This window comes from Denitrificimonas caeni, from assembly GCF_027498055.1.
In the GTDB taxonomy this organism is placed as follows: domain Bacteria; phylum Pseudomonadota; class Gammaproteobacteria; order Pseudomonadales; family Pseudomonadaceae; genus Denitrificimonas.
This window is the reverse complement of the sequence record NZ_CP114976.1, coordinates 1,077,988-1,092,168: the sequence shown is the minus strand read 5'-3', so window position 1 is coordinate 1,092,168 and position 14,181 is coordinate 1,077,988. Positions and strand designations below refer to the sequence as shown.

General features: G+C 44.4%; 10 protein-coding genes. 5 read left to right on the top strand and 5 right to left on the bottom strand.

The genetic code is table 11. From position 1 onward, the window contains the following. Positions 1 to 1,068: 1,068 nt before the first annotated feature. On the bottom strand, positions 1,069 to 1,371 hold the full coding sequence (locus O6P33_RS05210) for a Fis family transcriptional regulator (protein ID WP_269819153.1): 303 nt from the start codon (positions 1,369 to 1,371) through the stop codon (positions 1,069 to 1,071). A 218-nt stretch (positions 1,372 to 1,589) separates the two neighbouring features. Here O6P33_RS05210 and O6P33_RS05205 point away from each other — a divergent pair, with 218 nt between their 5' ends. From O6P33_RS05205 to O6P33_RS05195, 3 genes are read left to right on the top strand one after another with little or no spacing between them, the layout of a single operon-like run. Further along, a complete protein-coding gene (locus O6P33_RS05205; RefSeq protein WP_269819152.1) occupies positions 1,590 to 2,225 on the top strand; it encodes a hypothetical protein in 636 nt (211 codons plus the stop codon). Continuing rightward, positions 2,215 to 4,455, top strand: coding sequence for a hypothetical protein (locus tag O6P33_RS05200; RefSeq protein WP_269819151.1), 2,241 nt, complete (start codon positions 2,215 to 2,217; stop codon positions 4,453 to 4,455). The genes O6P33_RS05205 and O6P33_RS05200 overlap by 11 nt, the downstream gene beginning before the upstream one ends. A gap of 3 nt (positions 4,456 to 4,458) precedes the next feature. Further along, a complete protein-coding gene (locus O6P33_RS05195; protein ID WP_269819150.1) occupies positions 4,459 to 7,626 on the top strand; it encodes a tyrosine-type recombinase/integrase in 3,168 nt (1,055 codons plus the stop codon). Positions 7,627 to 7,702: 76 nt separating this feature from the next. Here the strand turns inward: O6P33_RS05195 and O6P33_RS05190 are convergent, their stop codons facing one another. From O6P33_RS05190 to O6P33_RS05180, 3 genes are read right to left on the bottom strand one after another with little or no spacing between them, the layout of a single operon-like run. Next, positions 7,703 to 8,566 carry an HD domain-containing protein gene (locus O6P33_RS05190; RefSeq protein ID WP_053103479.1) on the bottom strand — a complete coding sequence of 288 codons (864 nt, stop codon included), beginning with the start codon at positions 8,564 to 8,566 and terminating at the stop codon, positions 7,703 to 7,705. After that, positions 8,559 to 9,725 (bottom strand): site-specific integrase, encoded by a 1,167-nt coding sequence (locus O6P33_RS05185; protein ID WP_053103478.1) that lies wholly within the window; start codon positions 9,723 to 9,725, stop codon positions 8,559 to 8,561. The genes O6P33_RS05190 and O6P33_RS05185 overlap by 8 nt, the downstream gene beginning before the upstream one ends. 3 nt (positions 9,726 to 9,728) lie before the next feature. Beyond that, a complete protein-coding gene (locus tag O6P33_RS05180; RefSeq protein WP_053103477.1) occupies positions 9,729 to 9,944 on the bottom strand; it encodes a hypothetical protein in 216 nt (71 codons plus the stop codon). 135 nt (positions 9,945 to 10,079) lie between these two features. On the opposite strand from O6P33_RS05180, the gene O6P33_RS05175 reads away from it, so the two are divergent. Together O6P33_RS05175 and O6P33_RS05170 are read left to right on the top strand one after the other, a co-directional pair. Beyond that, positions 10,080 to 10,349 (top strand): helix-turn-helix domain-containing protein, encoded by a 270-nt coding sequence (locus tag O6P33_RS05175; protein WP_269819149.1) that lies wholly within the window; start codon positions 10,080 to 10,082, stop codon positions 10,347 to 10,349. A 254-nt stretch (positions 10,350 to 10,603) separates the two neighbouring features. Beyond that, a complete protein-coding gene (locus O6P33_RS05170; RefSeq protein ID WP_269819148.1) occupies positions 10,604 to 11,986 on the top strand; it encodes an ATP-dependent nuclease in 1,383 nt (460 codons plus the stop codon). A gap of 107 nt (positions 11,987 to 12,093) precedes the next feature. Here O6P33_RS05170 and brxL read toward each other — a convergent pair whose 3' ends face one another. Next, positions 12,094 to 14,178 carry a BREX system Lon protease-like protein BrxL gene (brxL, locus tag O6P33_RS05165; protein WP_269819147.1) on the bottom strand — a complete coding sequence of 695 codons (2,085 nt, stop codon included), beginning with the start codon at positions 14,176 to 14,178 and terminating at the stop codon, positions 12,094 to 12,096. Positions 14,179 to 14,181 lie beyond the last annotated feature (3 nt).

Below are 14,181 nucleotides of genomic sequence, written 5' to 3'. Positions count from 1 at the left end.
CGACCAGAGCTCTCATATAAATCATAAACGACTCGACAATGGTCACAAGAACGGTCACGACAAGAATACGCATAGATAATTTAGGAAAAAGACAGGGTTTTTGCTACCCAGAAACGAAAAAACCCGTTAAGTATCAACTACTTAACGGGTTTTCGTAATATGGCGCAGTGGACGGGAATCGAACCCGCGACCCCCGGCGTGACAGGCCGTTCGAGCCAGATGTCCTTAATTAACACCCGTTGTACATTAACTGCAACCAATTGATATACAAAGAAATAACAGCCAAACAACCTCAACATCAATCGACGTCAATTGACACCAATTATCTGGTCACGGATGGTGATACCTCTGTTCTCAACGGGAACAATGCTCCCGCTCCCATCCTGAAAAGTGAGCTAATCACCAGCAATCTAGTCTGGTCCTTGGCGTCCTAGCTGCCACAATTACATCCAGTTATCTCTGAGCAGAGCTGTGGATAAGCAACCTAAGCATGTCTCTACCATCCTGATACCAACCGCCGATCTACCCTAGATTTTGAAACTAGGTGATGGCCGATAGCTCAAATATTGATCTATGGGAGTGGGCCTGCATGATCGTTTGGAAAGTAAAATTCGAACCCCTCCCTCTGATGCAACAACTGATCAGCTAATTTTCACAGCAAAGGTTATGGGTATCTATGAACTCAACTGGTATAACGAGATACTGAATATATCTCTAGATGGGCACGCTCTCGATCAGCCACAGATTTAGAGCGCTCTGGATATACCGACCACTCAGGCGGCTATATTTTATTACTCGTGTACAAATGCGAGTCGCATGGCCCACATTTTATACTCGGCCCTACCTAGCCACACATCCGACAAGTATAGTTAGCTGATGTATTATTTTTCGCCTCAGCTTCTTGTGCATGTGGCCAAATATCACGCTGTGCTATAGCAGCATCTTTAAGTTTCTTTTCACGGGGATGATAAGCCCAGGCCTTACCAAGAATATTAAGATCACAATAGAAATTAAGGGCTTTGGTTGTTGCGGGTTCCTTCAATTGTCTTGACGTTTTCAGGGCACAGGCTATGCATGGGCCGTCTCACCCTCAGGAACCAGTCGCACTTCTACACGCTGGCCAAGGGCACGAGCAGCACTAGCCAAGGTAGCGATAGTCATTCCCAGGTCATCTTTATCAAGAGCACGATCCACTGCAGTCCGGCTGGTATGCATGCGTTCAGCCAAGGTTTTTTTGCTTACCTTTTGGAGCTTCATTGCTTCATTGATTTGCCAAGAGACTACGCGCTTGAGGGCAGCTGCAGAAACCTCCTCTCCTAGACCTTGCTCTGCAAGGAATTTGTCGAAATCGGAGCCAATATATTGGTTCATTACTTGTACCTCTCTAGTGCCTTCTGGCTCTTCTTGATGGGTCCGTGAAGTAGAACCATAACATTACCATCCACAGTGAAGTCCAAACCTCAGTTTCTCGACTGCAAACAGGATCGCAACCAGCTCTTTCTACAAGTGACGGAAAATGTCACTTTTCGAGACTAGGCACTCACATTCTCGATGCTACCGTTATTGAAATTTAGCATCGAGTACATTTTATGCCTCAACTCATCTATTCAAAAAACCATGACATTACGTTCAGTATTCACCCTGCAGTACTTGAGCCCTACCAGTGTCTGATTCAGCAACCATTCATGCTGAAAACAACACTACAGCAGGATCGCTTTTTAAATTCGCTACCTCGCATTCTTGTTGGCAGCATGAAGTTTCAAACAGAAAGTAACAAAATTTCCAAGGATAACAACCCCACTAGCTTTCAGGTTATTTTCCCATTCTGGGCACCGTACTTTTGGAACAATACGAATCCTGAGCTTGGAACGTTACTCATGTATGGCGTCGACGTAGAGCAGCTAGCAGAGAATATGGCATGGCCCGCATTTCTAGAACAGCTATATATAGCTGCTGATGTGCGTAAATCCAGCCTGATTATCGACAATATTAAAAAACACATTCCAGCTGAGCTATCTAAAAGCTTCTTTGGAGGTTCGCTGACAGATACTTTTTTCGCAGAGCAGTCAGGACAATCAAGACGTGCAATCTACCAGCAACGCAAAAAAACAATTCTTACCAGGAATGAGGGCACTGCCAGCAGCCTTGGGGATATCGTCAATGCTCTGAATAAGAACGAAGAAAAAGATGAGTGTGTAGAGACAGAGGATAACAATGCTCACTGATAACGTGACCGACGGGTTAAATGAGTTTGTATATCCAAATCACCATATTATCGAGGGTTTCCGCGCTGTAATTTCGTCTGAGCTAAGCGCATTACTAGACCGGACTCCGGACGGCTGGCTGAGCCACTTCAGCACCATTGAGGCATACATCAATACATTAAATACCAGCCCGCAAACATCGAATAATAACCAGAAAAACGTGCTGACTAGCGCAATCAAACGGGCGAGCATGCTAGGCACCTTAGACTTTACAGCTGCATTAGCAACGACTCCATTTCCAGACTGGGACGCTCACGAGCAGGAACAGTACCAACGGTATAAATGCTTAATAATTTTCAGCACTATGCAGCTGAGTCTGATTGGAAACCATGGCAATGCTATAGAGAAAGCGCTGAGACAACTCCGCTTATTTACTACGAACAAAAAACACCGTCAGGCCTTTAAATTGCTGCCTAAAATTGATGAGAGTACATGCCTCAAAACACTAGCTGCCGATCTTGATCAGACTCGTAAAGACATACTGGATAAAAAAACAAAACCTTATATTGATTACATTGCAGTGGCAATTAGCAACGCTATTGAGTTTAAAAGCGGTATCATCCGTACCCCAAAAGCAAAGCCTATTACAGATGCACAATCACCCATACCTGCAAAAGTAACAACTATTTACGAAGGCGGCGTGGTTTGTGAAGAACTCACCTTCGATAAACCCAGTACACATGGGTTAGATGAGATAGATGAGCCCCTTGAGTTAAAAAACACAAGGACACTGCGCACCACTGATAAGTCTCTGCACAATCTATCTCGCGCACAAAAAGCTATCCGCAGCCAACGATTTTCTGAGCAAATCTATATGCGCAACCTCTCACTGCCATGCTCAGTTGAGCATCTCAGCAAGTGGGACATACGAAATCTGTTACTTATCGCATCCAACAAAACCCAGCTAGCAGAGAGGCAGCACATAGTCGCTGACATCTTACTCATTATGCTATTTAGCGGCTTGCGTAAAGAACAACTATCTAATGCTCGTCTATACCTCTCTGAAAAAAGACAAGGGTTATTGATTTACGAAGTGCCTCATTCAGTACCTAGCGGTACGCAGAACCCAATAATTGAACCGCTTATCTCCAGCCCTACCCATAAAGCTATTAGAGTACCGATGCCTCTAATCACAAGCCTGGGAAATGAACAGGCTGTGATTAATGAAGAAGTCATCAATCAAACTCTGGGCCTCCTAAAAGAGATTAACAATAAATATTCAACTCGATTAACACTAAGCCGTATCAGTAACTACCTTGGCCACTGGTACTCTTGCAATGGGTTTGATCCTGCTGAAAGCGCAATTTTAAAGGGTTTAACCGCACAGCAATACGCACCGATCGCCTATACTAATTTTAATGAAAGTAATTTCTTACTGAACCACCAATGCTACCTAAAAGATGTTTTTAGTTTTGCTGAGCTCAGCTACGACTTACCTGATATTCAGCAACGATCTAACACGCTCGGCAGCGCTATAAAAATTAAAGATCACGCTTTAAAACAGCTATTTCAAATACTGCAACCAGACCCTTCTCTTAAAAAAAGAACCGCACTGGCCTGCATGTATGAATATCATAATCAATACACATGCTACGTATGGCTGCTCCTAGCGTTTTCGACCGGACACCGTAACGTGAATGCGCCACTTGGGAGCTTGGCTGACTATAATGAGCACAATGGTACCTGGTGGATTAGTGACAAAGAGCGCCGCAATGGCCTTTCAGCTCGGACTGTGGTTCTGCCTAAAACAGCCGCACGACAAGTCGAACTGTACCTGCAACACATTCAAACTCTTGTAAAAAAGACGCGCCTTTTAGCTGATAATATTTCTCTGCACTGCCAGCAAGTGCTAAATAAGCAAAGCAACTTATTGTTTTTTATTGATAGTCCATCGACCCAAGCAGCCCAAGCAGCCCAAGCAGTGGGACTAACACCGAGTGTACTCAAACAAGTGCTCAAACATACTGTACCGTTTCAGTACAACTGGCCCAGACACCATCTCAGAACCCATCTCAAAAATAAAAACATTCATTACGAGCTTATCAACAGCTGGATGGGTCATGAGGATTTTGGCGAAGAAGGCTTGGGCAGTTTCAGTAGCTTATCCCTACACGATTTTACGCAAATCAGTGATCAGATTGAGCTGTTGTTAAATGAACTGAATGTTCAAGCTATAACCGGCTGGAGCTAACCCATGATAAACAAACATGAAACGCCGATGCCTTCAGCATCGCAAAATAAGCTTATTTTGGCTCATATAGAGTTCAATACCGAGTTGTTGCCCGGGTGGCGTACGCGTAAAGAGCAACGTAAAAAAGAAGATTACAGAAACCTACGCAAGGCCATCAGTATTTTTCAACAGCACCTGCCTGGAATGTGTATTGAAAACCCGGAAAGCACCCGATTCTCGGAGGTCTGGCCCAGTATTGATAAAGCATTGCAAACAGCTCTAGGTAATACCAGCAATTATCGCCGAGCCTATAATTTTATTAGTTACGCCATTGAAAACGGCAATGAAAGCGGCCTGTGGCAGCTAGATGTTCCAACGCCATGGAATACGATTCGCCGCATTAAACCAACACGTAATAATGCGTGGCATAAACGATCAACGGTCATGCTTGAAGCTGAGAAGCATTGGCGCGCAGAGCTTAATCCAACCGCGGATACTGAAGAGCTTTTTATTCTATTTCTGACGTGCTCTTTATTATATAGCGGCCTAACACGCATGCACCTTTGGCCTGCCCTTGCCCGCAGCATTATGCAAAACAAACCGTTACAAGGGAGCGCTCCCACGCTTTTTCTAAGCTTAAAAACGGAGCCAAACGAAAATTACCCGAGCAACTTTTACTGTCCAGCACAAGATCAGGGTGAAGATCAGCCGACCTGCTTAATCAACCACTTTCTCGACCCAACCAGTTTAGCCGTACTTTCTCAGCTATTACGCACCAAGCCTGATGAGTGGCGACCTAACCATATAGATGATAGCTCTCTGTTTATTAACCACTACAGAGCAAAAGTGGCCAGTCAACTGGACATTAAAATCTCGCGCACTTTATTTAGAGACGGTGCAGCAGCAGTTACAGAAAACCAAACGGACGTAAATCTACCGCAGATACTGGTTGAGTACATCACTGGTCGAAAACTTAGCGCTAGCCTGCCGTTATGTTACTGGAAGCGCCTCTATACTAAGAAAAACTATGGATGCAGCACTGAAAACATCAGGCTGATAAAGTCATCTAGCAAGGCAAACAAGAGACCTATAAAGCGCCTTAAAAGCAAGCCTAGCACCATTGTAAATAAGCTTAAAAAAATACTGCACAAGGATCGAGCTCGCCATGAAAGTCGGTCTGCAATCATCGATGCTCTTCAGCAGCTTATAACTCCAGATCTAGACATCAGCGAGAATCTCCTATGCTGCTGGCTTTATGACCACCTAGATCATAAGAAAAATGCGATATCAACTGCAGAACGCTATTTAACAGCCATAGGCGATGAATGGATTGCAGAGGCATACCTAGAGCCCCTTGATACATTTGACGGTGAAGATTTTTACACCTTATATATGTCAATCCTCAACAGGCGGCAATCAGATAAAAATAGAGAGTTTAAAGCCGAGCGACTGATTGATATGCATAATTTTGCGGTGCTTGAGCTCGGCTTTACTCCCCTGCCATTTTCTCTGAACACAGAAAACAAAAAAACAATCACACATGTAAGTGCTGCAATTGTTGATGAGCCGTTATTCCTAGAATTGCTTGTAGTCGTGAAACGTTTATACGACACCAATACACGCGAAGCACTTCTGCTACAGACGTTCTTAATTATGGCGTACAGAACCGGCCTAAGGCCGGGAGAGCTGGCAAAGCTCAGGCTCAAAGATATCGAACCATCACCTGAAGGTTTTTTGTACCCGCGTAACAATAGGTTTGGACAAAACAAAACACCTGCAGCCCTACGTAAAGTTCCCCTATTCCCACTGCTTGCAGAGCACGAGGTAGATACCGTTAGCAAATATATCAATGAACGTAGACTAGAGAAAAAAAGTCTAAGTGAGCTTGTTTTTTGCACAACTGAAAATAGTTTTGAAATGATCAACACATCGAGCATTGCGGGTTTAGTTAGCAGCGTTCTTTACGATCTATCTGGCGGTCTCGAGTACCGCCTGTACCACTTGAGGCATAGCGCATTATCTCGCATGCAATTAATTTTGCATCGTGATCTGGTTGAGCTACCGCCAGTGCTACAAGCTCTTATTCCATACTCTGACGAGCAAGTGGATGACATTCTCACTTTAATTGTCGGTAGGAGTCGTAAACGTGATCGCTATTCCGCATTAGCAGCCATGGCAGGACACAGCAGCCCTGCCATGACGTTAAGCACTTATTTACATTTTACAGACTGCTTAGTAGGACTGCATTTGCAAGCAAACCAACGACCTTTCGATGATCACCTTGGCAAAGCCCTGTTTGGTCTAAATCCACACCGCATAGCACTGCTGAAAAAAAACAAAGCCATGCACCCGCAAGCAACCTATGCATATTCAGCTAAGAAACTGCTGCGCTATACAAATAAACTAAAAGAGCAGCCGTCTACAGGTGAAGCGCCTGAGTACCTTATTCCTCGCCAAAACTCACACTACATAATAAGCACAGCTATTTTGACAAAAATACAGGACGGGCAATCCTACGATGAACTGGCAACATTCTATCAGTGTGATGAGCAACGTATTGCAGCTTGGCATCAGACCGCAATAGCTTTACGTGAACTAAAAACAGTTAAAGGTAAATCAAGACTGTTTCCGCTGGCCCGTCGGCATCAAATTTTACCGGCAGCGCCAAATAACAGTCATGAGAAACAAGACATTGAAGCAGGACTGTTAGCAATTCGTAGCCTACGTAAAAACCCACTAGAATTTTATGAGTTCAAGTGGCTACTCAAATACGCACTGCTAAACAGCACCTCCTCGCGTGCAGGTATTAAGTTTACAGAACCTAAAGCTTTCCAACGTTTTATGCCCATAGCAAGCCAACTGTACCCTTGGCACCGGTGGAAACTTTTATTGCAAATGCCACCTGAGCAGACAGTTTCTGACTGGTCCTATAGCCCACATATGAAAATTGAGACATTTCCACTCAAGCGTGTTGCTCAACACCCTAACGGGCTGGCACGTTTATTTTTACGTCACGCGGAGGAAGACAAGTATATGGAGAAAGGATTATCACAGTTCAGCTCACAGGCGCTGAACGTGCTTTTGCATCGACTGGCTATAATTTTCTTCACACCGAATCAAATACAAGCTTGGCAAAATAGCGACAATAATGAATCGACTCATGAAGATGGTGAAGACTGCGATTTAAATTAGAACTGCGAGTATTACTGCTCAACCATTGCAGTTGAGCAGTGCTTTAAGACGCGCATCCATGCCCTTTTAGTAGCCATTACGCCTCATCAAGACGTTTAAAAACTCGCTTATCTCGAGCTGAACGCACATACCAATAGTGTGCAGGTTTACCTGCAAAAACCTGACGAGTCCGATGCGCATCTGCTGAAATTCTATCGCACATACGCACAATAGTTTCTGACAAGTACTCATTGCGCGAGCTACCCATCTTGGCCGTTAGTGTGCTGGAGATAGCATCAAACAATACAGCGTCCGCTGCTTTTAATGCCTCCAACTGCTCAGATAAAACCATAAAACTTAAAGCCTCATGCTGGCAACCCTCTGCTTTTTTTGCACCTGGGTTGTTGTAGTACATCTCAATTTTTCCGATGTCATGCAATATCCCAGAAACAAAAGCAATATTAGCAGTACGATCTCCCAAACCATTTTGACGGGCATGTAAAACTGCGGCAGTAGCAACATCAACACTATGCTCAAACAATCCGCCTTCATGGCAGTGATGATGGCTCTCGCTAGCTTTTGCCCGATAAAATTTACTCATAATTTTATCGTCACTTAACACTGACCAATAAAAAGCCTTAAGCGCAGGGTCTTCAATCAACCCTAGCAAGGTCCACATTACTCGCAGCCTTTCCTCATGACCAGGCATAACCATCTGAAACTGTTTATATGCAAACCCTGCGGTGATATGAGGGTCAACAATTATTGGCTTACCAACCAACTTCCCATTACAAAAATCAATATTAGCCAGGGCTCCATTTTCATTCACATGGCTCATCGCACCTTTATTAGCTGTGATGAACATATTTACTTTAGAGTTCGATAGAGTCCAAGTTTCTGTCGTACCATCTTCACTCACTTTCAATACCCATGCCAGAATATGCTGTGTTTTTTTACTCATCTGCTGCCTCCAGTAAACGCTCAAATGCGGCACCATCACGGCCACGTAAATTTGGTATGTATCGCGAGTAAACCTTGAACAACATGCCCGTATTGGAGTGTCCTAATTGACGCGCAATCCACTCAGGCGCTTCACCTGCGGCAAGCCATAAAGTAGCTGCTGTGTGTCGTGTCTGATAAGGGTTGCGCCGCTCCATAGATAAGTAATTCAGCAAGGGATACCAAACCCGGTTAGCAACATTACGATAATCTAAAGGCTGGCCATTACGTCCGCAAAAGACAAACTCACTGCGATGCCCAGTCAAGGTCCATTGTTCTTTCATTGCCTCATAAACTGAATCAGTCATCATCAGTGTGCGATATGAGCTGCTGTTTTTAGTTGGTCCAATCGAGCCTCGCACAAGAGCCTGATGGACGTGTATGACCCGGCGTTCAAAATCAACATTCTTCCAAGGCAAACCATCAATCTCACCCGTGCGAAGACCTGTAAAAAAACGCACGGTGTAATACGGTTTATAGTCTTCTCGCACAGCCTTAAGCATGCGCATAATCTCAGTCAAACTAAACGGTTTGACCTCAGAGCGCGGTATAGGAATAGCCTTGATATTCTTCCACTGGGACTCGTATTTGAAGCGCTCTGCAGCATCATTCAATACCATCCGCAAGTAGGTCATGATGTGATTAATTCTAGAGGGTGACAGTTTGCGGCCTTTTAAAATATCAGGCTCATGCAGTCCTTTCCTGAAGCCTAAAATCTGACTTTTACTAATCTCAGAGACCTGTAATGCGCCAAATTTAGGCAAGAGGTGCACATTAAAAATGCCTTCAACTGTTTCAATCTGACTCTCACGCCACTCCACCTTTTTCTCAGAGAGCCACCGCTCAGCAAAAGATGAGAATAATTTCGTACTGCCACTTATCCCTGCAGTACGCTCGGCATCAGCTAATTTTTCAAATTGAGCAACACGCGGGCTGCAAGGAAAGTGATGAGCATAATTAAAAGTGCCCTTTTTAATCTGCCCATCAATCATGAGAAGTAGCCGCTCGAGTCGCGCCCGGTTTGCAGGCGTATCTGCAACACGCGTTTGCTCACGACAACGAATGCCACGATAACGAAAATCTATATACAGTTTGCCGTCACGGCTATTAACAGTAGCCATGGCTTACCCCTCCATCATATTGATTAAATCGTTAGCTGAAGCGCCATGCAGCATCGTTTCCTCGACCTGCTCCCAAATGAATAAGATTTTTCGACCGCCAAAAGGGCGAATGTAGTGAACGCCTTCAAATAAAACAGCGTTCATCAAACACTGCCGAATAGTGCGAGTATCGTATTTAATACGCTGCGAAAGCTCTTCTGTAGTCAAGTAAGTCGTCATGACAAATACTCCTTTGCGATTGATTTGCGTCATTTGTGATTAGAATACATCACAAAAAAGGCAAGTCAAGATCTTTTTGCATCTTTTATGAGGCCTTTGCTACAATGCAGACTCATTTCAATCACAGATAAGCCCATGATCAGAGTGCTTCTTGTCCAGCAACTGGATAACAAATCATTTAAAGAGAAAAGAAAAATCACTCTTGCAGAGGTCAGTAAGCAGACTGGAATCAGTCGTGCGACTTTGACACGCATAGCTAACACTCCTGGCTATGCCTGTACGACAGAGACTATTAATGCGCTGTGTAAGTATTTTGAATGTGAACCAGGAGAATTACTGCAGTACATTCCTGATGAGGAGGAGGAGGAGGAGGAAAAAGAAGAAGAACAAAGCCAAGATAGTTGACGCTTGGTAGCCTAAAACAACTTTGCAATCAGCTGCAGCACACATCTAACAACAATCATAAACGGCTAAGAAGGCGAGTTTGCTGCAGAGGGCTTTCACCTCATTAGCTCATACCCACCCACGCTGTGCGTACGCAAGTAGATATTGCCTGACGTGCTTACGCTGCGCTTTGGCACACCTTAAAGCCGAGCGTTGGACTATTGTTCAAGACTCGGCCAAGTAACTTGGACAACAAAATTCATAGGAATGTATAAATGGCCTTAGAATCTATCGAGATAATTGGTTATCGCGGCTTCAAGAAAAAGGCACATATTGACTTCGCTATTCCTGACGGAAAAACTCCAGGCAGCGGGCTTACTGTGCTTACTGGCCCTAATAATGCCGGAAAATCATCTATCCTTGAATGCATGCGGGCACGTAGCGGGTACCAAACCCCCAGTTTTTCTGCAGGAGTCCGCAACGCATCTGTAGATCGAGTTGATATCACATACGTCTTCGATGGACAGGCAGAGTCAATCAAGTCAATTCGCAAAGGCAGTAGCGAAGCGTCTGTGAACGGTGTTCAATCACAAGCCAATATCTTTGTCCTACCATCCAGAAGAGCTTTTAACCCCTATTTCGGTAGGGCCATTAATACGCGCGAAGAACATATCCGAAATTTCGGTCTTCCATCTCAGCGAAGCGCTATCCTGAGTGGCTTCGAATCCCGCTTATTTAACATATTGCGTGACCAAGATACATCCCATGCTTTTAATAAGTTAGTGGAAGAAGTGCTGGGGTTCAAGCCAGAATGGTCTATTGATCAGTCTGAAGAAGGAAATTACTTTCTGAAGTTCTTCTCGTCAAACCATTCACATTCCAGCGATGGAATGGGCGAGGGTATAGTAAGCATATTTGCGATTATAGATTCTTTGTATGACTCAAGCCCAAGCGATATAGTCGTAATAGATGAGCCAGAACTGTCGCTACACCCTACTCTTCAAAAGCGTCTAGCAGGCCTTTTGCTCCGTCTTTCACGTGATCGACAAATAGTGATTTCAACCCACTCACCATACTTTGTTGACTTAAAAGCAATCCAGGGTGGTGCCAAACTAGTGCGTATCGTCTCTGGTATTGAAGGTACTAAAGCGTATGCGCTAGGTACAGAATCTGTTTCTGCTATTAATGCGCTGTCTCAAGGTAACTTATATAACCCACACGTCTTTGGTTTAGATGCACGCGAGCTGTTTTTTCAGGAAGAAGGGATAATTCTTACTGAGGGGCAAGAAGACGTACTTCTTTTGCCTCGAATCGCAGAGCAATTACAAGAAAAGGTTGCAGGACATTTTTTTGGTTGGGGGGTCGGAGGTGCAGGAAATATCAGACACCTCTGCCGTATTCTGAATGATCTAGGTTTCAAGAAAGTAGCCGCAGTTCTTGATGGCGATAAACTACAGGAAGTTGAATATCTGAATAAACAGTTTCCTGATTATTTCGCTTGCGCAATCCCTGCGGAAGACATTAGAACAAAGGAGCCGAGGAAGGAAGTCCAAGGAGTAGAGGGCATTCTAGACAAAAAACTTGAAGTGCGGACAGAATACGCTGAAAACACAAAACGAGTTTTAACCTCTATTCGCGACTATATGGATGCGCTATAAGGGACATCGAGTGCACAATCGGATAACCCGATGACCGATAGCATCTCGTCCTCAGTTCTTTAATAACTGGGGACTGCACTGCACGCGCAATCTTCACTCAGTCAGCCCTACCTCTTAAAAATATCCACCTTGGTTTCTAGGCACTTCCTAAGCGTTAGATCATTTGTTCCAACGCCAAACCAGCTATCAGGTTTTTGAAAGAAGTCTAAGCCCCGGCCAATTTTAATCGTCCAACCATTATCGACTCTCACCTCGCGATCATGCATGTGCTCGTTCACTGTTATTTCCAGTGCAATATCCATTTCAAGCAGACTTTGCTTAAGCTCGCTGAGCCGCTCTGACATTTCCTTCACGTCAGTTTCGTCGTCATAGCTGGTAATCAAACTGATTCTTCTGATGCTTGGTGTCTTAATTACTGCCTCACAAAAGCGTACAAAGTTTTGTATTTGGTGAGTTACACGAATATAAGGGTCTTCGATTTCAATTGATTTTGCACCCTCAAGGTAAGGGCTGAAAATTGTCTCGTAGCTATGCCCAGTCGCACCGTAGTGAATCGTAAAGTGCTGCTCAGTCAGTTCTTCAATAATAGGCTCAGTAGTGCCAGTTACAGCAGCAACGTCAACCTTAGCTGCTGCAACAGATGCAACAATACGTGGGGTATCAATAACAGCTCGCGCTGCAGATGGAGTTGAATCGTCATCAGCATGGATATTTTTTCGTTGTGGATCTTGAGTCGCATCTGCAGCTTTCGACTCAGGGCAATACACAACTATTTCATTACCCGTAGCATCAAAGTAAGACAAATTAATTTTGGCGAACTCATCATCTGACTTGCGTTTATTCATTTGCTCTTTGACGCGGCGGCGAGCTTCTATCGCGTAGACCACATACTCTTCAAACTCTTCATCGGTTGGCGCAGTACTTGGGTGCAATATCTTCAAGAAAGCAGCCACAGTCTTCTTGATACCTTTCTCATCACGCCCTTCAACTGCATTTCCAAGCTTAATGCGCTGACTGACTTCTTCGTAACGGTTGGTTTGCTTAAGCTGGTAATGGAATGCCTCAGCAAGATAATCGGTAATAAAACCGTAATTATCAGTTAAAAACTCACTGCTATTTTTCGGCATTTCCCAGCCGGGTAAGTAGCAAGCAAATCTGTCCATTATGGCAAGGTCAAAGGCTTTAGGCAGCGGCTGGAATAAGTCATAAACTTCCGAGTTTACAATTTGTGAAACTGATAAATCCAAGTTGCCGACAAATGCCATGGACGCATCAGCAATGACTTCTACACCACGAGAGAAGCGACCGTTCGCCATAAAGTCTTTCATGATCTGAATGGTGTCTGGATCTTTAACCTTGATACCAGCAACCTCATCAAACGCAACCACATCCCAGAAACCAACCAGGCCAATTTTTCGACGTTGATTATTGTAAAAAAGCGTTGCGCTGGTCGCTTGGCCGCCACTGATCAATGTGGAATACGGAGAGAACTCACTAAAGAAGTATGACTTACCCGTACCGCGTGGCCCCAACTCAATAAAGTTAAAGTTTGGCTCCACAAGGGGCAGTAGACGTGCGATAAAGTGCATTTTGAGTCGCGGGCTGAGCTTACTTGGCTCAAGCCCAACGGTGCGCAAAATAAAGCTCAGCCACTCATCACGGGTGCATTCCTGGCGAGCTTCACAGTACTGATCAAAGTCAAATCGGCTGAGCTGAATAGGACGTAAGTCTTCGATATAGAAAGCGTAATCATCATCTTCTATTTCGTTGTAAGCAATAGTCACTTCAGCCCACAGTCCACCTTGTAACAGTCGATCATGATCACGATAGAATTTTTCACTGATGGCCACTTTTCTAGAGTCAAAGTTCTCTAGTGCTGCCCAATGTCGACGATCTTTCTCGTTGTAGTTGACGTGTACTTTATCTATAAAGCGGTACTTGCCTTTAGTGGCAACTTTAGACTGCGCCTTGTTCGCCTCATTAGGGCGGACATAGTTATCATGCAGCGTCTCAAGCACGGCTTCCATGCCAGCCTGAATTTCAGCCTCATCATCACTGGCGCAGTAGCGAGCCAACAAAAACTCAAGTACAAATGTTGGAACGTTGGTTCCTTTCTTAATCCTATGCACTAAGTCTTTTCTGACAACCTTGCCATCAAACAAGTCGTTTAACTTCGTATCTAAAGCGTCCATACA